This is a genomic window from Mycobacterium sp. E136 (genome assembly GCF_001666865.1).
Lineage (GTDB): Bacteria > Actinomycetota > Actinomycetes > Mycobacteriales > Mycobacteriaceae > Mycobacterium.
This window is the reverse complement of the sequence record NZ_LZJE01000350.1, coordinates 22926-41640: the sequence shown is the minus strand read 5'-3', so window position 1 is coordinate 41640 and position 18715 is coordinate 22926. Positions and strand designations below refer to the sequence as shown.

Genomic DNA, 18715 nt, shown 5'->3' with positions numbered 1-18715 from the left:
GTGTCACCGCGGAAATCGCGGAGGAAGTCGGCGTGTTTCTCCATCACCGTGCACGCGAGCACACTGCGGTTGCTCGACGAGTTGGGACTCTCCGACGAGTTCGCCGCCATCCCGCACCGCGAGATCGACATGCTGGCCATGACGGTGCAGGGCACGCGGGTCGCGATGGACCTGCGACGAATTCCCGGTCCGCACAGGCACATTGCGCTGGTGCCGCAGTGGGATTTCCTCGAACTGCTGGCCACCGCCGCGGAACGCGAACCGTCGTTCACGCTGATGCGCAGCACCGAGGTGCTCGGGCCGATCCGCGAGGGCGGCAAGGTGGTCGGCGTGCGCTACCGCGGCACCGACGGTGAGGTGCGCGAGATGCGCGCGACGCTGACAGTCGCCTGCGACGGCCGGTCGTCGACGCTGCGCACCGAGATGGGGCTCGAACCGAAGAATTTCGGCGTGCCGATGGACGTCTGGTGGTTCCGGGTGCCACGCGAGCCCGACGACCCGCACGGGCTCGGCGGGGTCCTCGGCGCCGGACACGCGCAGATCGTCATCGACCGCGGCGATTACTACCAGTGCGCGTACGTCATTCCCAAGGGCCGCGATGCGCAGTTGCGCGCGCAGGGCATCGAGTCGCTGCACCGCGGTGTGGTGGCGCTGGTGCCGTGGCTGGCCGACCGCATCGGCGCGGTGACGTCGTTCGACGAGGTGAAGCTGCTCGACGTGCAGCTGAACCGGCTGCGGCGCTGGTACAGCGACGGCCTGCTGCTGATCGGCGACGCCGCCCACGCGATGTCGCCGGTCGGCGGGGTCGGGATCAACCTCGCCGTGGCCGACGCCGTCGCCGCGGGACGCATCCTGGCGGGCCCCTTGCGGTCGGGCACGCTGTCGAGTCGGCATTTGGCCCGCGTGCAGGCGCGCCGCTGGCTGCCCGCGGCGCTGATCCAATCGGTGCAGAAGCTGATCCACCGCCGCGTCATCGCGGTCGCGGTCGCCTCGACCGGGCAGGCCGAGGCGCCGCGGTTCGTGCGCCTCGCGGCCGGGCTGCCGGTGCTGCGCCGACTGGCCGCCTACGGCGTCGCGATCGGTCCCCTACCGGAACACATTCCGGCCTTCGCGCGCCGCTGACGGCGCGTCGAGGGGCAACGAGTAGACGCAAAGCACGTCGGCAGTCGATGATGACGGCATGGTTCTGCAACAAACCGGGCCGTCGGACGGGTCAGCGGAGACGGAGAACGGGGCGAAGCCCGCCCAGGCCGTCCTGTCGAACACCCCGTTGACCGTGACGGCGCCGACGCCGTACGCGCCCACCGGTGCATTGCGGAACCCGTTTCCGCCGATCGCCGACTACGGGTTTCTGTCCGACTGCGAGAACACGTGCCTGATCTCCTCGGCGGGGTCGGTCGAGTGGTTGTGCGTGCCGCGCCCGGACTCGCCGAGCGTGTTCGGCGCCATCCTGGATCGCGGCGCCGGCCATTTCCGGTTGGGTCCGTACGGGGTGACGGTCCCCTCGGCCCGGCGCTACCTGCCCGGCAGCCTGATCCTGGAGACGACCTGGCAGACCCACACCGGCTGGCTGATCGTGCGCGAGGCGTTGGTGATGGGCCCCTGGCACGACCTGGAGACCCGGTCGCGCACCCACCGCCGTACGCCGATGGACTGGGACGCCGAGCACATCCTGCTGCGCACGGTGCGATGTGTGAGCGGCACCGTCGAGCTGGTGATGAACTGCGAGCCGGCGTTCGACTACCACCGCATCCCGGCGACGTGGGAGTACTCGGCGCAGGCTTACGGCGAGGCGATCGCGCGGGCCAGCCGCGACGCCGACGCGCATCCCACGCTGCGGCTCACCACCAACCTGCGGCTCGGCCTGGAGGGCCACGAGGCGCGGGCGCGCACCCGGATGAAGGAGGGCGACAACGCATTCGTCGCGCTGTCCTGGTCGAAGCATCCGGCGCCGCAGACCTACGACGAGGCCGCCGACAAGATGTGGCAGACCAGCGAGGCCTGGCGCCAGTGGATCAACGTCGGCGACTTCCCGGACCACCCCTGGCGGGCCTACCTGCAGCGCAGCGCGCTGACGCTGAAGGGGCTGACGTACTCCCCGACCGGCGCGCTGCTGGCCGCACCCACCACGTCGCTGCCGGAAACGCCTCAGGGCGAACGTAACTGGGACTACCGCTATGCGTGGGTGCGCGACTCGACGTTCGCGTTGTGGGGCCTCTATACGCTCGGGTTGGACCGCGAGGCCGACGACTTCTTCGCGTTCATCGCCGACGTGTCGGGCGCGAACAACGGTGAGCGACACCCACTTCAGGTGATGTACGCCGTCGGCGGCGAGCGCACTCTGGTCGAGGAGGAGCTGCGCCACCTGTCCGGTTACGACGGTGCGCGACCGGTGCGCATCGGCAACGGCGCGTACAACCAGATGCAGCACGACATCTGGGGCACCATGCTGGATTCGGTGTACCTGCACGCCAAGTCGCGCGAGCAGATCTCCGACACGCTGTGGCCGGTGTGCAAGCAGCAGGTCGAAGAGGCGATCAAGCACTGGAAGGAACCCGACCGCGGCATCTGGGAGGTGCGCGGCGAGCCGCAGCACTTCACGAGCAGCAAGATCATGTGCTGGGTGGCGCTGGACCGCGGCTCGAAACTCGCTGAGCTGCAGGGCGAGAAGTCCTACGCGCAGCAGTGGCGCGCGATCGCCGAGGAGATCAAGGCCGACGTGCTCAAGCACGGCGTCGACTCCCGCGGGGTGCTGACGCAGCGTTACGGCGACGACGCGCTCGACGCCTCGCTGCTGCTGGCCGTGCTGACCCGGTTCCTGCCGCCCGACGATCCGCGGGTACGCGCGACGGTGCTGGCGATCGCCGACGAGCTCACCGAGGAAGGCCTCGTGCTGCGCTACCGCGTCGAGGAGACCGACGACGGGTTGGCCGGCGAGGAGGGCACCTTCACGATCTGCTCGTTCTGGCTGGTGTCCGCGCTGGTCGAGATCGGCGAGATCAGCCGCGCCAAGCACCTGTGCGAACGGCTGCTGTCGTTCGCCAGCCCGCTGCACCTCTACGCCGAGGAGATCGAGCCGCGCACGGGCCGCCACCTCGGTAACTTCCCGCAGGCGTTCACCCACCTGGCGTTGATCAACGCGGTCGTACACGTGATCCGGGCCGAGGAGGAGGCCGACAGCTCCGGGGTGTTCGTACCCGCCAACGCCCCGATGTAGTCACCTCTTCCCGCGAGCAGACGCGAAGCTGCCTCTTTTGCGCGAATTTTGGGCAGGTTAGCGTCTGCTCACCGGAGAAGGGTCAGCCGGCCAGGGCGGGTTCGCGTTTGGCGGCGTAGTGGTTCCACGCGACGAGCACCGCCTCGAGCTGTTCGGTCGAATGCCGGCCCAGCCCGCACTCGGTCGAGATCCCGAACTCGGGCACGAACTCGGCGGCCAGCGCCGCCCTGGCCCGAGCGCCGTCGGCGCCGTCCTCGGCGTGCAGCAGGCCGAGATAGATCTCGGTGTCGGTCTCCAGCGCGAGCCCGCTCAGCGGCTGCCAGTGCGCCCGCTTGTTCCATGCCGCGACCGTTGCGGCCTGGATGGCGTCGATACGTCGCGTCACGTGACGCGACAACCCGTTGGCCAGCGTGACGATCGCGGTCGCATCCCGTGGCAGGATGTGCCTGCCGCCGCGCGCCGCCGCCTCCTCGTCGGGCGGATCACCCATGAACGGCGACGCGCCGAACTTCGAATCGCCGTAGCACAGATGGAAAGTCAGCTCGGCGTCGTCGTGCACCCAGGACGCCAACCGGGCCGTGGCCGCGAAGATCGGCTCGAAACCGCCGTAGGGGTTGCGGAACCAGCCCTCGACGGTGGCCAGCTCGGTCGGCAGATCCCACTGAATCGACAGGTCGCCCGGCGGGATCGCCTCCTGCAGCGCCTCGACGCTTCGCCGCAGCGCCTGCTCGTAGGCGAAGGCCACCTCGACCTGAGAGTCGAACTGCGCGAACGAGTTCACCGCGTTGAATGGTGTCGGAATCGAAACCAGGAAGCGGGAGTCCTCGGCGAGCACGCCGTCGCGGCGGGCGGCGATGAACCGGACGTAGGACTCGGCGGCGACGCTGTGGTAGTCGAGCGCACCGAATGACACCGGGGTGCCGGTGCGCACGCGGGCCTTGTTGTCGACCACGTCCAGCGTCGGGTTGTTCAGGAAGTGATCGGCCTGCGTGAGAACCCAGTTCGCGCGATCACCGGGTTCGCCGTCCGGCACCCGGCTGACGCCCGGTTGGATCCTGCTGCCGACGAGCCGGAAGGCGTCGTCGACGGTGGCAACGTTGATGCTTCCGGTGAGATAGAAACCTGCCATGGCGGATCCTTCGCTTCAGAGGAGGACACCGAGCCGCGGCGGTTTGGTGCCGCGAAGGGTGTGGTTACCGATGTGGACGTATTTCCAGCGGGCGGGATCGTGCAGCGAGTGCACGCGCACGTTGCGCCAGTGCCGGTCCAGCGCGTGCCCGCGGTCGGTCGCCGATGCGCCGGCCAATTCGAAGATGCCGCTGGCGATCTCGACGGCGAACTCCTGTGCCAGGGCCTTCGCCGCGGCTACCCGCAACGACGCCGCGGCCGCGGCGTCACGGGTCACCTCCGGTGTGCACAACGCGTCGTCGACCAGATCCGCGGCTTGGGCCAGCAGCGCCTCGAGTGCGTACAACCGGGCGGTGAGCTCGCCGAACCGGCGCACGACGTGTGGTTCGTCAGCGGCGTTGTTGACCCCCGCCTCGAACCAAGGCCGCGACTTCGTGGTGACGAACCGTGCGCCGTCCTCCAGTGCGGCGCGGGCGATCCCGATATCCACCGCGGCGTGCAGGGCCTGATCGAACGCGCCGAGCACCGAAGGCGGAGCGGTGACCGGATCCGGGTCGGGTCCCTCGTCGATGACGAACTCGTTCTCGACGCCGACGTTGTCGAAGACGACTTCACCGCTGGCGGTGCCCCGCTGCCCGAACGAGGACCACCGGTCGAGATTAAGCGTCACACCGGGATCGGTGGGGCGGACGAACACCGTTGCGCCGTGGGACGGTTCGGTGTCGGGGATGCGGGCCGCGACGGCGATCCAGGTCGCGCCGAGTGTCCCCGTCGCATAGTACTTGGTGCCGTTGAGTCGCCATGTTCCGTCCCCCTGCGGCGTCACCGTGGTGAGCCGGTCGGCGCTGGTCCGGGTGCCGCGTTCGACGGTCGCGTTGCCGAGCTGGGCACCGGCGAGCACGTCGCGGTAGATGCGGGGTGCGGGGTCCTTGTGCTCGAGGCCGCTGATCGCCTGGCTCAACACGAAGTGTGACAGCAGCAGCTGGCCGACGGCCGAATCCGCCTGGGACAGAATGCGTAACACCTCGACGGCGATGGCGCGCGGCAGATCGGGACCGCCGTGCGCCGCGGGGACGATCATGCCCAGCAGCCCCGACTCACCGATCCGCCGGAGTTCGGATTCGGGCCAGGCGCTGCTGAGTTCCCGTTCGACCGCGCCGACAGCGATCTCCGCCGCGATCGAATGGGCGATGCGCAGCGCCTTATCGGCCGATGTGAGGACGGGCGTGGTGCTTTCGGTTGTTGTCATGGTCCGCCAATCTAGGGTTAGGGATTCTGCGATGGAATCGGAGCCAAGCGACGCTGAAGTGACGGTTAGCAACGCTATAAACGGCTTCGGTGCGCAGCTGTGTGCCGGCCGTGCGGACGAGGGACACGAACGTCGCCAGCGGCGTGCTCCCCCCGGGCGCCTGGGTGGTCGCGATCGAGATGCGCCGCACCGCAGCGCTTCCCGACACCCGCCGGATGGCGACGTCCGGATGGACGCCGCCGTATGCGGCCAGCGACGGCACCAGCGACACGCCGAGGTCGGCGGCCACCAGCTCTTGCACCGTGGAGTAGTCTCCGGCGCGATATGTCACCGATGGAACGAATCCGGCCTGCCGACACGCCCTTTCGAATACACGGACGTCGGGGCACACCCCCGTCCCGGTGCTGACGATCCACCGCTCGTCGGCCAGCGCCGCGAACGGTACCGCCGACGCGGCCGCCAGCCGATGGGTCGCCGGCAGCACGACGTGGAACTCATCGTCGTACACCGCGTCGGTGTGCACGCGCGGAAATTCCGGGTCGTCGCCGGGGACTTCGGTCATCACCACCGCGTCGACGTCACCCGTCACCAGCATCGCGACGCCCTTCGCCCGGTCCGCCGGCACCAACTCGATCTCGATGTCGGGGCACAGAGTCCGGAATCGCGCGATGGCCCTCGGCAGGATGGTCGCGGCGGCGGTGGCGAAGGACGCGACGCGCACCACGCCAGGACGTGCGCTGATCATGCGCGCCAGATCCCGTTCGGCGGCGGTGACCGCGCCGAGGACGGTATCCGCGTGTTCGAGCAGTCGCGTGCCCGCGGCTGTCGGCCGGACGCCGCTCGGGCTGCGCATGAGAAGTATGGTCCCGATGTCGCGCTCGAGTGCGGTGATCTGTTGCAACACTGCCGATGTCGTGTAGTTCAGCGCCGTCGCAGCGGCCGACAGCGAACCGCAGCGCGCGGCCTCGCGCAACACCACCAACCGCCGCACATCGAACACGCCCGAAACGTAACGACATGCGGGTGAGTTTTCGACGGTTACGATCAGCCCGATGTAATCGCCTCAGTGCGCGCTGGCGACGCCCTTCGGCACGATCCCGTGGTGAAGTTCAGCGACGTCGGGATGCGCCCTGGTGCGTGACTTCCACGCGTTCTCGCCATAGGTGTTGAAGATCGGGTTGTCAGGGTCGGCCTCCACACCGCGGGATAGCGCCGCTAACTCTGGCGGCAACTCGATGATCGGGATCAACGCGTCGAGCGCCGGGTTGAGGAAGAACGGAATCGACACGCGGTCGGTGCCCGGCGGCGGCGCGAGCACACGGTGACGGGTCGCGCGCAGATAGCCACCGGTCGCGACCTCGAGTAATTCGCCGATGTTGACGACCAACGCACCCGGCAACGGAGGCACGTCGATCCACTCCCCTTTGACACCCTCGACCTGCAGACCCTCCGAACCAGGCTCCACCAGAAGCAACGTCAGCACCCCCGAATCCTTGTGCGCGCCGACGCCTTGCGAGGTGTCGGCGGTGCCCGGATAGCGAACGACCTTGAGCAGGGTGGCGGGACGGTCGGCGAATGCCGCGTCGAAGGTGTCCTCGGCCGCGCCCAGCGACACTGCCCAGTGCCGCAGCAGTCGGAGCCCGACGACCGACAGTGCGGCGGTCCAGCTTTCGAAGGCGGCTCGGAATCCCGCGGGCGCGACAGGCCACAGGTTGGGGCCCTGCAGCCGCCAGTATCCCTCGGCACCGCCGATGATTGGGCGCTCCGGTCCGATGTCGATCTGTTCGCGCCAGTCGACACGGCCGTTGGTGAACTCGCCCCCGATGCGCGAATAGCCCCGGAACTGGGGGCTTTTCAGTTGGCTGATCTGGTTCTTGGTGTCGGTGGGCAGCGCGAAGAACTCGCGCGCGAGTCCCAGCACCTGCTCCATCTGCGCCCGCGGCACACCGTGACCCACCAGGTAGAAGAATCCGGCGTCGTGTGCGGCCTCGCGGAGGGTGTGCCGGAATTTGTCGGGTTCGGTATCCGCCCGGGCGAGATCGAGAACCGGAAGCATACGGTCATTGTGGGCTGCCTCCAGCGCATCGGCCATCGGGCTCAACCGCGCCTGCAGGGGCGTGAAGAGGCCGTGAAAACGGCGCGTGCTCGTCACGGTCCCGCGCTCGTGGTGAGACCCAGCTGCTGCGCTGCCGGAAAATCGTCGTCGACGAGGACGACCTCGCGGCCATGACGGTCGAGCAATGAGGCGGCTATGGACGCCCGGTATCCGCTCGCGCAATGCACCCACACTGGCGCACCGGGCAACTCGCTGATCCGGTCGGCGAGGTGGTGCAGTGGCACGTTGATCCACCGGCGACGTGGCTTTCGGCGAACTCGTCGGTCCGGCGGACGTCGAGCACCGTCACCCGCGCGTCGCCGACCGCCTCAGCGAGCGCGGCGAAGTCGGCGACCCGGTAACTGCGGACTTCGTCACCGGCAAACGTCGTGACGTCACCTACTGAGGCCCCGGCGATCTCGTCCACGCCGATCCGAACCAGTTCGCGACGCGCTTCTGCGATCTGCCCCTCGTCCTTACCGAGCAGCGTCAACGGCGCCGCCCGATCGTACAGCCACCCCAGGTAGGTCACGAAGGAGCCCGACAGCTCGAACCCCAGTGTTCCCGCGAGGTGTCCGGCGGCGAATGCGAGCCGGTGGCGCAGGTCGACCAGCCACTCGCCGGCCTCGATCCGGCGTCGCAGCTCGACGCCGTCCACCGGCCTCGGCATTGAGAGATCTACCGGCGCAGGGCCGTTGGCGTTGATGACGCCCATGTGCGCGTAGTAGACGGGATACTCGTTCAAGCCAGCGAGCAACTCGTCGACGAACGCCCGCTCACTCTTGGTCAATGCGGGATTGCTGTCGCGTTGCTCTCCTATCGTCGACGCATCGTCGGTGACCGGGGTGGCCGAGCAGAAGCTGCCGAACCCGTGTGTGGGATACACCGGGGTGTCGGCGGGAATCTCGTCGGCGAGCCTGCGGACGGACCGGTACTGCGCCCTTGCCAACGCCGTGGTCCGGTCGGCGCCCAGCAGGTCCGTTCGGCCGGTGGCGCCAAACAGCATGGAGCCTCCGGTGAAGACTCCGGCGGTGCGACCCGACGAGTCATACAGCTCATAGCTCACATGGTGTTGTGTGTGCCCAGGGGTGTGAATAGTGCGCAGCGAGAACGTATTCGCTTCGACCAGGTCACCGTCGCCCACCCGACACGCCCGGTACCCGAGGTCATCGCCCGCGGGGACCACGTACTCGGCACCGACCGCTCGAGCCAGTTCCAGGCCGCCGGTGACGTAATCGTTGTGGATGTGCGTCTCCAGGACATGGCTGATGCCGGCGCGGCGTTCATCGACGACGGCGAGCACCCGGTCGATGTCGCGCTGCGGGTCGATGACGACAGCGGCGCCGCCGTGGATGACGACGTAGCTGCGGTCGCCAAGACCGGACGTCTCGATCACCGTCACCTGCATTGCAGTTCAGCCCTCGACCGTCGCCAGGACCGTCGGCCACGAGTTGTTGGCGTATCCCTTCGGATTCCAGAGCACTGCCGCGGATTCGGGTTGCAGCGCGCCGGTGCTGTCCCAAGCGCGCGCAGTGATGTGCAGCGGTCCCGGTGACACGTCGACCGTGAGCGACCACAACCGCCATGCCCACGGGCTCAGCTGCTTGGACAGGTCGGCCTGGCGCCATGTGGCGCCGTGATCGAGCGATACGTCGACCCTGGCGATGGCGCGGTCGTCGCCCGCGTAGGCGTATCCGCGGATGGTGACCGGTCCGGTCGAGACGATCTGACCGTCGACAGGAGTCAGGATCTCGCTGTTCAACGCCACGGACGACAGCGGGATGCCAGTACCGGGGTCGGTGGTGTCGGGATCGGCATCGGCAGGCAGGAGGTGGTAGACGCTCGCCTGAAAGTAGTTGTCGGACGGCGTTTTCCGGACGTTGATCGTGTCCACCCATTTGACGCTGCGCGCCCCGATGTAGCCCGGTACGACGGCCCGCACCGGAGCCCCGTGCAACGACGTGAGCGGCTGGCCGTTCATCCGCCACGCGAGGATGACCTCCGGCGACAACGCCTTCGCCAACGGGATCGAGCTGCCGTAGCGCTTGGGCGGCGACAACTCGACGGCGAGGTCGGGAGCCAGGAATTCCACGTGTCCTTCGTCAGTGGCGACACCGGCCGCCTCGAGCACGTCGGCCAGCCGTGCCCCCTGCCATTCGGCGGTCGACGTGGCGCACCCGTCCCACGGGTCTTCGCCGGGTATCTCACGGATTTCGGTGAAGCCGATGCGGCGATTGCCGGCACACTGCAGCGTCGCCACCACAGTGTGGACGCCGAACCGGTGGGTGAGCTCGTCGAAGGTCATCGACAGGTCTCGACCCACCAGTCCGCCGACGCTCAGGATCCAGTCATCGGGAGCGATCGTCGGTACCTCGCCGTGGTTGCGCGTGTAGAAGGTGTCGAGCGGGGTGATGTCGCCGACGGCCAGCGCCGATCGGGTCGGTTCGGCGTTGAAGGGCGACGCAGTATGCACCACCATGTCGTCGCGCTTGCCCCACACGCGCTCAATGTATCCGGGTTGGGGGCAAACCGACGGGTTCCGTTCGTCCTGATCCAAACCCGTGCTCGCCGCGGCATGACGACGTCGCACTCGCGCGTCACAACAATTACGACTTTGTGTCTGCCCGAGTGGAATCCTTCACGCCCGCGTGGTCGGCGCGCACCATGGCCGGTATGACCTATCGCCTCGAAGCGGACACCTCACGACGGGTGATCGACGTGGCCACCGGCATTCTCGTCGGACTGCGCGGCTACACCCAGCGCGAGGCGTTCGACGAGCTCGTCCGCGTGGTGAACGAGACGGGGGTCGGCATCGGCAGCATCGCCACCGGCCTCGTCGCAGTGGCCACCGGTCAGTCCTCGGCCGCCCATGCCGAGGCGTTCACCGCGTGGGGCACGCTGTTCGGACGCCGCGAGTTCACCCGCGCCTGAACCGGCTACTCAACAGCGTGGAGTCACCGCGTTATTGTGACCGGCTTCTGGCAAATTCGCGGCGTGGGCGAAAATCTCGTCCGCGCAGTTCAGGACTCGCCGATCTTCTCCAGCATCAGGTCCGCGACGGCGGCGGCATCCCGCGCTCCGGTTGCCTTGGGCCCGGCGACGTCGGCGATCTCGACGTCGACGACGGAGTCCCCGGCCACACCGAGCGCCCGCTGGACCGTCGATCCGGCGTCCTGCATCACCACCGCCGAGACGATCTCGTCGCCGACGTCGACCTCGGTGATCCGGCTGGACCCCTGCCCGCCCCGGTCGGATCGGTTCAACACCAGCGTCTGGCCGTTGCACCGGTGCCATTTGTCGGCAGAGGCGGCGAAGAACTCCCGCGCGGCGTCGGCGTCGACGAACTCGACCACGCCGAAGAACCCGGTGGCGGTGGGACCGTTGGCGTCACCGCCGGCCCACGACTGGCTGGCCACCGACCGCACGGGGCTGGCCTGGTACACCACCTTCTCCAGCCGGTATCCGGTGCTCACACAGTCCAGCGGCGTGGCCTCGGCCTCGCCGACACCCTGCAGCAGCATCTCGGCGCCGCCCTGGACGACCTGGCCCATGAAGCCGTCGCCGCCGAGCATGATGCTCAGCTCCTCGGCGGTCGGAAGCGCCCGGTCCAACGCCGGGTCCGGCGAGAGCTTCACGGCCGGCGCCACCTGCGGGGACGGCGCCTCGCCGGCGGGCGCCGAACAGCCGGCGACGATCGCACACGCGCCCAACGCCGCCGCCGTCATCGCCGCCGTGCGCACGGCGACCTACTTCTTGGCCTTGTCGGCGGACGAGTCGGTGGACAGGGCGGCGACGAACGCCTCCTGCGGCACCTCGACCCGACCGATGGTCTTCATCCGCTTCTTGCCTTCCTTCTGCTTCTCGAGCAGCTTGCGTTTGCGGGTGATGTCCCCGCCATAGCACTTCGATAGCACGTCTTTGCGGATCGCGCGGATGTTTTCGCGAGCGATGATCTTCGAACCGATGGCCGCCTGCACGGGAACCTCGAACTGCTGACGCGGAATCAGCTCCTTGAGCTTGGTGGTCATCTTGTTGCCGTAGGCGTACGCCGACTCCTTGTGCACGATCGCGCTGAACGCGTCGACCGGCTCGCCCTGCAACAGGATGTCGACCTTGACCAGGTCGGCCTCCTGCTCGCCGGCCTCCTCGTAGTCCAGGCTGGCGTATCCGCGGGTGCGCGACTTCAGCGCGTCGAAGAAGTCGAAGATGATCTCGCCCAGCGGCATCGTGTAGCGCAGTTCCACCCGCTCCGGTGAGAGGTAGTCCATGCCGCCGAGTTCGCCGCGCCGCGACTGGCACAGCTCCATGATGGTGCCGATGAACTCGCTGGGCGCGATGATCGTCGTCTTCACCACCGGCTCGTAGACCGTGCGGATCTTGCCGTCCGGCCAGTCCGACGGGTTGGTCACCGTGATCTCCGAGCCATCTTCCTGCACAACGCGATAGACGACGTTGGGCGAGGTGGAGATCAGGTCGAGATTGAACTCGCGCTCGAGACGCTCGCGGGTGATCTCCATGTGCAGCAGGCCCAGAAAGCCGCTGCGGAAACCGAATCCGAGCGCCACTGAGGTCTCCGGCTCGTACGCCAGCGCCGCATCGTTGAGTTGCAGTTTGTCGAGCGCGTCGCGCAGGTCCGGATAGTCCGATCCATCAACGGGATACAGCCCTGAGTAGACCATCGGTCGCGGTTCGCGGTATCCGGTGAGCGGTTCGGTCGCGCCGTTGCGCGCCGTCGTCACGGTGTCACCGACCTTGGACTGGCGCACGTCCTTCACGCCGGTGATGAGGTAGCCCACCTCGCCCACCCCGAGACCGGCGGACGCCTTGGGTTCGGGCGAGACGATGCCGACCTCGAGCAGTTCGTGGGTGGCGCCGGTGGACATCATCTTGATGCGCTCGCGCGGGATGATCTTGCCGTCGACGACGCGGACATAGGTGACCACGCCGCGGTAGGTGTCGTAGACGGAGTCGAAGATCATCGCCCGTGCCGGCGCGTCGGCGTCGCCGACGGGTGGCGGCACCTCGCGCACGACGTGGTCGAGCAGGTCGGCCACGCCCGCACCGGTCTTCCCGGACACCCGCAGCACGTCTTCGGGTTCACAGCCGATGATGTGGGCGAGTTCGGCGGCGTAACGGTCCGGGTCGGCCGCGGGCAGGTCGATCTTGTTGAGCACCGGGATGATGTGCAGGTCGCGATCGAGCGCCAGATACAGGTTCGCCAGCGTTTGCGCCTCGATCCCCTGGGCGGCGTCGACGAGCAGCACCGCGCCTTCGCACGCCTCCAGCGCGCGCGACACCTCGTAGGTGAAGTCGACGTGGCCGGGGGTGTCGATCAGGTGCAGCACGTATTGCTGGTCGTGCAATTTCCATGGCAGGCGCACGTTCTGCGCCTTGATCGTGATGCCACGCTCGCGCTCGATGTCCATGCGGTCGAGGTACTGCGCGCGCATGTCGCGGTCGGCGACGACGCCGGTGAGTTGCAGCATCCGGTCGGCCAACGTCGACTTGCCGTGATCGATATGGGCGATGATGCAGAAGTTCCGGATCTGCGCCGGCGCCGTGAAGGTCTGATCGGCGAAACTGCTGATGGGAATCTCCTGGTGAACGCGGACTTCGGGTGCCACCAGCGTATCCAGGCCATGGCCTGAGCACACAATCGCGCGGTGCGGGCCTCGCTTATGCTCGGAAATATGCCTGCGCCCTGGAGACCGCTGCAGACCTTCCAGAGGTTCGCGGAGAACTTGGTGTTCAACGAGGCGCCGAAGCTCATCCGCCAGATCGGTCAGTCCGAGACCGTGCAGCGCGGTATCCAGCAGGGCATCCGGATCGGCCTGGACACGATCGCCGGCACCCCGAAGGAGGCACCGGCGGCGATCACCGCGGGCAGGCCGGTGAGCCGTCACTTCGTGCCGACCGCCCATCGGGCCCGCAAGATCGTCTACGCCCCCGACCTCGACGGCCGCGCCGACCCGGGCGAGATCGTGTGGACGTGGGTGGTCTACGAGGACGACCCGACGCAGGGTAAGGACCGGCCGGTCCTGGTGGTCGGCCGCGACCGCTCGACGCTGCTCGGGCTGATGCTCTCGAGTCAGGACCATCACCGCGACGATCCGAACTGGGTGTCGATCGGCAGCGGCACGTGGGACTACGAGGGCCGCGCCAGTTGGGTGCGGTTGGACCGGGTGCTCGACGTCCCCGAAGACGGGATCCGTCGCGAGGGCGCGATCCTCGCCCGCGAGAAGTTCGAGGCCGTGGCCACGCGCCTGCGCGCCGAGTACTCCTGGAGCTGACGCCGCGCGACGCCCGTCAGCGCGGTTCGCGCCACATCGGCCACATGCGCGGACCGCCGTCGGGCAGCGTGATCTCGCCGGTGACGTCGAACCCGAAGCGCTGGTAGTAGCCGATGTTGTCCGGGTTGCTGGATTCGAGGTACGCGGGTGCGCGCTCGGCGTCGCAGCGGTCCAGCCGCGAGCTCATCAGCGCCTGCCCGTATCCAGTGCCGCGCACGGTCGGGTCGCTGCCGATGACCCCCAGATACCAGTGCGGCTCCTCGGGGTGGTGCTCCTTCATCAGGTCCGCGACCTGCCGGCCGCGGCGCACGTTCGACCCCAGCGCCAGCATGAACGCCGGCATCATCCGCAGTTCCTGCAGACCGGTCTGCCGCCACTCGCCCGGCGGATCCCACAGCGCGGCCGCGCCGATCGGCCCGCTGCCGGCCACCTCGACGCCCTCGGTGCGCAGGAAGTGGTGGCGGATCATGGTCGCGAACATCCTCCCGAGACCCCGCTCCCGCGCGGAGTCGTCGGGCAGCATCCACGTCATCACCGGGTCGTCGTAGAACGCGCGCGCCAGCACCCGGGACATCTCGCGCACCCGCCGCCGCGACGCCGGCGCAACCTCGACGTCAGCCACGGGTGATGTATGCCTGCAGCTGCTCCTGCTGTGCCTCGAGCTCTTCCATCCGCGTCTTGACGACGTCGCCGATGCTCACGATGCCCACGAGCCTGCCGTTGTCCATCACCGGGACGTGCCGGACCCGGTTCGTCGTCATGAGCGCGCTCAGGCTGTCCACGGAGTCGTCGGGCGCACACGTCGCCACCAGCGTGGTCATGATCTCCGAGACAGGCTGGGTGAGCAGCTCCGCGCCTCGGCGGTGCATCGCCCGTACGACGTCGCGCTCGGAGACGATCCCCATCAGACCGTCCGGCGACACCACGACCATGGCGCCGATGTTGTGCACAGCCAGCTCGGTGAGTAGTCCCGACACCGAGGTCTCGGGGGTAATCGTGGCCACCGCGGCGCCTTTGTTCCGCAACACGTCCGCGATCCGCATCTTCGCCTCCGCTCGTGATGTTCCTCACAGGCTAGGTCGGACGGAGGCGGCGCGGAAGGGTTTGCGAGGTTGCAACCGGGTCACACTCCGCGAGGCCACCGGTGACCCGGAAGCGGAATACCGCCGGTGTGCGACGGGTTGGGAGAAGCCATGGACAACGCGCACTCAGTGCCCACCGTCGAGCTGGGCGACAAGTTAACTGCCAGCGCCATCGGATTCGGGGCCATGGCCCTGACCCCGGTATACGGCGACGTCGACGACGACGAGTCGCTTGCCACGCTGCACCGCTGCCTCGACCTCGGGGTGACGTTCATCGACACCGCCAACATCTACGGCAACGGCAACAACGAGCGGCTCATCGCGCGCTTGCTGGCCGACCGGCGCGACGAGGTCACGCTCGCGACGAAGTTCGGCATCACCGGCAACCCGGCCGACCGCGCCGCGGGCCGCCCGAACATGCGTGGCGACGCCGCCTACGTCCGGCAGTGCATCGACGAGAGCCTGCAACGCCTGCAGACCGACGTGGTCGACCTGTACTACATGCACCGCCGCGACACCTCCGTGCCCATCGAGGAGACCGTCGGCGCGATGGCCGAACTCGTCACCGCGGGCAAGGTTCGTCACCTCGGGCTCTCCGAGGTCACCGCCGACGAGCTGCGCGCCGCGGTCGCCGTGCACCCGATCGCCGCCGTGCAGAGCGAGTGGTCGATCTGGAGCCGCGACGTCGAGCGCAACGTCGTGCCCGCGGCCGCCGCACTCGGCGTCGGATTCGTGCCGTACTCGCCGCTGGGCCGCGGCTTCCTCGCCGGCGCGGTCCGGTCGCCGGCGGATCTGTCGACGTCCAACGACTTCCGGCGCAACATGCCACGCTTCCGCGACGACGCGCTCGACGCCAACCTCGCGGTCGTCGACGTCGTCGCCGCGATCGCCGAGCAGCAGCGGGCGACGCCCGCCCAGGTGGCGCTGGCGTGGCTGCGTCACCGTGCCGACGAACTCGGTGTGGCGTCCGTGCCGATTCCCGGCACCCGGCGGGCGTCGCGGGTCGAGGAGAACCTCGGGTCACTGGCGGTGGAGTTGACCCCCGAGCAGCGCGAAGCCCTCGCCACCGCCGGAGCGGCCGTCAGCGGCGACCGGTTCGAGTACATGAGCTGGGTGTCGGCGGGGCGCGAATAGCACCCTTCTCGCGTGGCCCTCAGGTATACGTGGGCCATGATCGAAGTCACGCTGCTTGGCACCGGAAGTCCCATCCCCGACGCCCGCCGGGCGGGGCCGTCGACGCTCGTTCGCGCGGGCGGTCAGACGTTCCTGATCGACTGCGGCCGCGGGGTCCAGCAACGCCTGACGGCCGCGGGCGCCGCCGCGAACGGGCTGTCGGCGCTGCTGTTGACGCACCTGCACAGCGACCACATCGCCGATCTCGGCGACGTCATCATCACCCGCTGGGTTTCGACGTTCACCGAGCAGACCCCGCTGCAGATCATCGGCCCCCCGGGCACCGCCGAGGTGGTCGAGCACACCCTCAAGGCGTTCGGCTTCGACATCGGATACCGCATCGCGCACCACGCCGACCTGACGGCGCCGCCTCCGGTCGAGGTGCACGAGTACACCGAGGGCGAGGTGTGGAACCGCGATGGCGTGACGATCCGGGTCGCGCCGACCGATCACCGGCCCGTCGAACCGACGATCGGTTTCCGTGTCGAGCACGCCGACGCGTCGGTGGTGCTCGCCGGTGACACCGTTCCCTGCGACAGCCTCGATGCGCTGTCGGCGGGTGCGGGAGCGTTGGTGCACACCGTGATTCGCAAGGACCTGGTGGACAAGATGCCGATGCAGCGCATCCGCGACATCTGCGACTACCACTCCTCGGTCGAGCAGGCGGCGGCCACCGCGGCCCGCGCCGGCGTGGGAATCCTGATCCTCACCCACTATGTGCCGGCGATCGAACCGGGGCAGGAGGACGACTGGCGCGCCCTGGCCGCAACGGTCTTCGACCGGCAGATCGAACTCGGCGACGATCTGCTGCGCGTCGAGGTGCATCCCGGCGTGTGCGCCAAACCGGCGGGCTGATCGCTCTCAGGCGGTGACGCCGCACAGTCGGTCGGCGGCGTCGGCGAGCGTCTCCAGATCGCCGTCGCCGAACGGTCGGCCCCGCGTGATGACGACGATGTGCTCGACACCCAACTGCCCCAGTGCCCAACACCTTTCGGCGAGGTGTTCGGCGGACTCACCCGCATCGAGTCCCGTGGTCACGGTGCGCTCGATCTGTTCGGGGGGACGGCCGACGTCGGCGCAGTGTCGGTTCAGCACGTCGAGCTGGTGGGAGATCGCGGTCCCACCGTCGGGGATGTCGAACAGGTTGCAGGCGTCGGCGTACTCGGCCACCAGGCGCAACGTTCTGCGTTCCCCCGTCCCGCCGACGAGCACCCGCGGCGGTGTGGTCGGCAGCGGGCTCGCGACGGGCCGCTCCACGCGCACATACCTACCGACGAAGGGTGTTTCGTCGCCGCGCCACATCTGGCGCGCCAGTTGCAGCAGGTCGGTCATGCGGTCGAAACGTTCGGCCGTGTCGGGCAGGAACAGCCCCAACGCCCGCGCCTCGTCGGCGTTGTAGCCGGCGCCGAGGCCGAGCCAGGCGCGCCCGCCCGAGAGGGCGTCGACGGTCGTGACGGCTTTGACCAGCAGCGCCGGCGCGCGAAACGTCGCCGCACTCACCATGGTGCCCAACCGGATTCGCGATGTCACCGCCGCCAGGTAACCGAGCGTCGTGTACGCCTCGAGCATCGGTTCCTCGATGCTGCTGAAGGGGTCGGCCTGCAGCAGGTGGTCGGCCACCCACAGGGTGTCGACGGCGGTGTCGTCGAGGAAGCGCGCGAGCCGGTCGAGCCGCGCCCCGTGCGGTTCGTCCCACGAGTAATTCGTCACGCTGACACTGATTTTCATCGCGCAGACTCCTTTCGGGGTCGTCGCAGCGGCAGCATCGCGCCCGCCGCGATCAGCCAGATCAGCCCACTGATCCGCGCGATGGGCAGCAGCGGGGACAGGGCCGGCCAGATCAACACCAGCGTGGTGATCTCCGCTATGGCCGCCAGCACCAGACCCGCCCATGCGAGCGGGCGCGGCAGCAGGCCGATGATGAGGCTGGGCACCGCGATGCCGGCGATCAGCAGTCCGAGCGCCACGATGTGCGCGGGCCCACCCGTGAGGAACGTCAGGTAGTACAGCGCTCGGACCAGCGTCGCGTCGGAGGTCACCTCCGGCTGCGACAGCGTCCACGCCAGCAGACCGGACAACCCCAATGCCCCGGAGGCGAGAACACCGCCCGCCAGGGCGATCGTCGCGCCGGGCGCCGTCACACCGAGTTGGCGAAGGCGGGCGCTGGCGGTGGCCGCGTAGATGCCCAGCGGCACCGCGGACGCGAACACACCGATGGCGCAGGCCCGCACCGCCGCGTGGTGGTCGACGACGTAGTCCTGAATGGCCGCCCCGGCGCCGTAGGGCAGTGGCATCACACCGCCGAGTGCGACACCGACCGCGAGACCTGCGACGAGGAGCACCAGCGAAACGCCCGCCACCACCGCGAGCGGCGGACCGCCCTGGCGCGGACGCACCGGCCGGATAACTCGATCGGTCAATGAATCGTTCATAGCTTGAACGATATGACCGCTGGAGCATCGATGCAAGGCTCGAACGGTT

17 protein-coding genes and 1 pseudogene are annotated in these 18715 nt (G+C 68.6%); 6 read left to right on the top strand and 12 right to left on the bottom strand.

What is annotated here, in order from left to right:
* On the top strand, positions 1-1122 hold a 1122-nt coding region (locus tag A5698_RS23565), incomplete at its 5' end, for an FAD-dependent oxidoreductase (protein ID WP_068301812.1).
* Between the two features lie 58 nt (positions 1123-1180).
* Positions 1181-3217 carry a glycoside hydrolase family 15 protein gene (locus A5698_RS23560; protein WP_067085679.1) on the top strand — a complete coding sequence of 679 codons (2037 nt, stop codon included), beginning with the start codon at positions 1181-1183 and terminating at the stop codon, positions 3215-3217.
* Positions 3218-3299: 82 nt separating this feature from the next.
* Here A5698_RS23560 and A5698_RS23555 read toward each other — a convergent pair whose 3' ends face one another.
* The 6 genes and pseudogenes from A5698_RS23555 to A5698_RS23530 form a co-directional block, all read right to left on the bottom strand.
* On the bottom strand, positions 3300-4346 hold the full coding sequence (locus A5698_RS23555) for a hypothetical protein (RefSeq protein WP_068301809.1): 1047 nt from the start codon (positions 4344-4346) through the stop codon (positions 3300-3302).
* Between the two features lie 15 nt (positions 4347-4361).
* Positions 4362-5594: an acyl-CoA dehydrogenase family protein gene (locus A5698_RS23550; RefSeq protein WP_068301807.1), complete on the bottom strand. Its 1233-nt coding sequence runs from the start codon at positions 5592-5594 to the stop codon at positions 4362-4364.
* Positions 5548-6594 (bottom strand): LysR family transcriptional regulator, encoded by a 1047-nt coding sequence (locus A5698_RS23545; protein WP_084792589.1) that lies wholly within the window; start codon positions 6592-6594, stop codon positions 5548-5550. The genes A5698_RS23550 and A5698_RS23545 overlap by 47 nt, the downstream gene beginning before the upstream one ends.
* A 63-nt stretch (positions 6595-6657) precedes the next feature.
* A complete protein-coding gene (locus tag A5698_RS23540; protein WP_068301847.1) occupies positions 6658-7650 on the bottom strand; it encodes an isopenicillin N synthase family dioxygenase in 993 nt (330 codons plus the stop codon).
* 92 nt (positions 7651-7742) lie between these two features.
* Positions 7743-9097 (bottom strand): annotated as a pseudogene (locus A5698_RS23535) (MBL fold metallo-hydrolase).
* A gap of 6 nt (positions 9098-9103) precedes the next feature.
* Positions 9104-10168 carry a sulfite oxidase gene (locus A5698_RS23530; RefSeq protein ID WP_197506874.1) on the bottom strand — a complete coding sequence of 355 codons (1065 nt, stop codon included), beginning with the start codon at positions 10166-10168 and terminating at the stop codon, positions 9104-9106.
* A gap of 194 nt (positions 10169-10362) precedes the next feature.
* Here A5698_RS23530 and A5698_RS23525 point away from each other — a divergent pair, with 194 nt between their 5' ends.
* Positions 10363-10620 (top strand): ANTAR domain-containing protein, encoded by a 258-nt coding sequence (locus A5698_RS23525; protein WP_068301845.1) that lies wholly within the window; start codon positions 10363-10365, stop codon positions 10618-10620.
* 89 nt (positions 10621-10709) lie between these two features.
* Here the strand turns inward: A5698_RS23525 and A5698_RS23520 are convergent, their stop codons facing one another.
* Together A5698_RS23520 and lepA are read right to left on the bottom strand one after the other, a co-directional pair.
* Positions 10710-11429, bottom strand: coding sequence for a sensor domain-containing protein (locus A5698_RS23520; protein ID WP_068301802.1), 720 nt, complete (start codon positions 11427-11429; stop codon positions 10710-10712).
* Between the two features lie 6 nt (positions 11430-11435).
* On the bottom strand, positions 11436-13313 hold the full coding sequence (gene lepA / locus A5698_RS23515) for a translation elongation factor 4 (RefSeq protein WP_502688983.1): 1878 nt from the start codon (positions 13311-13313) through the stop codon (positions 11436-11438).
* A 54-nt stretch (positions 13314-13367) separates the two neighbouring features.
* Here lepA and A5698_RS23510 point away from each other — a divergent pair, with 54 nt between their 5' ends.
* Entirely contained in the window at positions 13368-13979 is a 612-nt protein-coding gene (locus tag A5698_RS23510) for a type II toxin-antitoxin system PemK/MazF family toxin (RefSeq protein ID WP_068301801.1), read from the top strand.
* Between the two features lie 16 nt (positions 13980-13995).
* On the opposite strand, the gene A5698_RS23505 is transcribed toward A5698_RS23510, so the two are convergent.
* Positions 13996-14553 (bottom strand): GNAT family N-acetyltransferase, encoded by a 558-nt coding sequence (locus tag A5698_RS23505; RefSeq protein ID WP_084792591.1) that lies wholly within the window; start codon positions 14551-14553, stop codon positions 13996-13998.
* 40 nt (positions 14554-14593) lie between these two features.
* Positions 14594-15022: a CBS domain-containing protein gene (locus A5698_RS23500; protein ID WP_067085673.1), complete on the bottom strand. Its 429-nt coding sequence runs from the start codon at positions 15020-15022 to the stop codon at positions 14594-14596.
* Between the two features lie 150 nt (positions 15023-15172).
* On the opposite strand from A5698_RS23500, the gene A5698_RS23495 reads away from it, so the two are divergent.
* Positions 15173-16195: an aldo/keto reductase gene (locus A5698_RS23495; RefSeq protein ID WP_068301799.1), complete on the top strand. Its 1023-nt coding sequence runs from the start codon at positions 15173-15175 to the stop codon at positions 16193-16195.
* 36 nt (positions 16196-16231) lie between these two features.
* Positions 16232-17089: a ribonuclease Z gene (locus A5698_RS23490; protein ID WP_068301796.1), complete on the top strand. Its 858-nt coding sequence runs from the start codon at positions 16232-16234 to the stop codon at positions 17087-17089.
* A 6-nt stretch (positions 17090-17095) separates the two neighbouring features.
* Here A5698_RS23490 and A5698_RS23485 read toward each other — a convergent pair whose 3' ends face one another.
* Positions 17096-17962, bottom strand: a complete 867-nt coding sequence (locus tag A5698_RS23485) for a TIGR03560 family F420-dependent LLM class oxidoreductase (protein ID WP_068301791.1) — start codon at positions 17960-17962, stop codon at positions 17096-17098.
* Positions 17959-18666 carry a hypothetical protein gene (locus tag A5698_RS23480; protein ID WP_197506871.1) on the bottom strand — a complete coding sequence of 236 codons (708 nt, stop codon included), beginning with the start codon at positions 18664-18666 and terminating at the stop codon, positions 17959-17961. The genes A5698_RS23485 and A5698_RS23480 overlap by 4 nt, the downstream gene beginning before the upstream one ends.
* Positions 18667-18715: the final 49 nt, after the last annotated feature.

What these genes read in the sequence shown, in the direction of transcription:
- A5698_RS23560 (WP_067085679.1), top strand. Translation starts at nt 1,181, where the DNA reads ATGGTTCTGCAACAAACCGGGCCGTCGGACGGGTCAGCGGAGACGGAG.
- A5698_RS23555 (WP_068301809.1), bottom strand. Translation starts at nt 4,346, where the DNA reads ATGGCAGGTTTCTATCTCACCGGAAGCATCAACGTTGCCACCGTCGAC.
- A5698_RS23550 (WP_068301807.1), bottom strand. Translation starts at nt 5,594, where the DNA reads ATGACAACAACCGAAAGCACCACGCCCGTCCTCACATCGGCCGATAAG.
- A5698_RS23540 (WP_068301847.1), bottom strand. Translation starts at nt 7,650, where the DNA reads ATGCTTCCGGTTCTCGATCTCGCCCGGGCGGATACCGAACCCGACAAA.
- A5698_RS23530 (WP_197506874.1), bottom strand. Translation starts at nt 10,168, where the DNA reads ATGGTGGTGCATACTGCGTCGCCCTTCAACGCCGAACCGACCCGATCG.
- A5698_RS23525 (WP_068301845.1), top strand. Translation starts at nt 10,363, where the DNA reads ATGACCTATCGCCTCGAAGCGGACACCTCACGACGGGTGATCGACGTG.
- A5698_RS23510 (WP_068301801.1), top strand. Translation starts at nt 13,368, where the DNA reads ATGCTCGGAAATATGCCTGCGCCCTGGAGACCGCTGCAGACCTTCCAG.
- A5698_RS23505 (WP_084792591.1), bottom strand. Translation starts at nt 14,553, where the DNA reads ATGTCCCGGGTGCTGGCGCGCGCGTTCTACGACGACCCGGTGATGACG.
- A5698_RS23500 (WP_067085673.1), bottom strand. Translation starts at nt 15,022, where the DNA reads ATGCGGATCGCGGACGTGTTGCGGAACAAAGGCGCCGCGGTGGCCACG.
- A5698_RS23495 (WP_068301799.1), top strand. Translation starts at nt 15,173, where the DNA reads ATGGACAACGCGCACTCAGTGCCCACCGTCGAGCTGGGCGACAAGTTA.
- A5698_RS23490 (WP_068301796.1), top strand. Translation starts at nt 16,232, where the DNA reads ATGATCGAAGTCACGCTGCTTGGCACCGGAAGTCCCATCCCCGACGCC.
- A5698_RS23485 (WP_068301791.1), bottom strand. Translation starts at nt 17,962, where the DNA reads ATGAAAATCAGTGTCAGCGTGACGAATTACTCGTGGGACGAACCGCAC.
- A5698_RS23480 (WP_197506871.1), bottom strand. Translation starts at nt 18,666, where the DNA reads ATGAACGATTCATTGACCGATCGAGTTATCCGGCCGGTGCGTCCGCGC.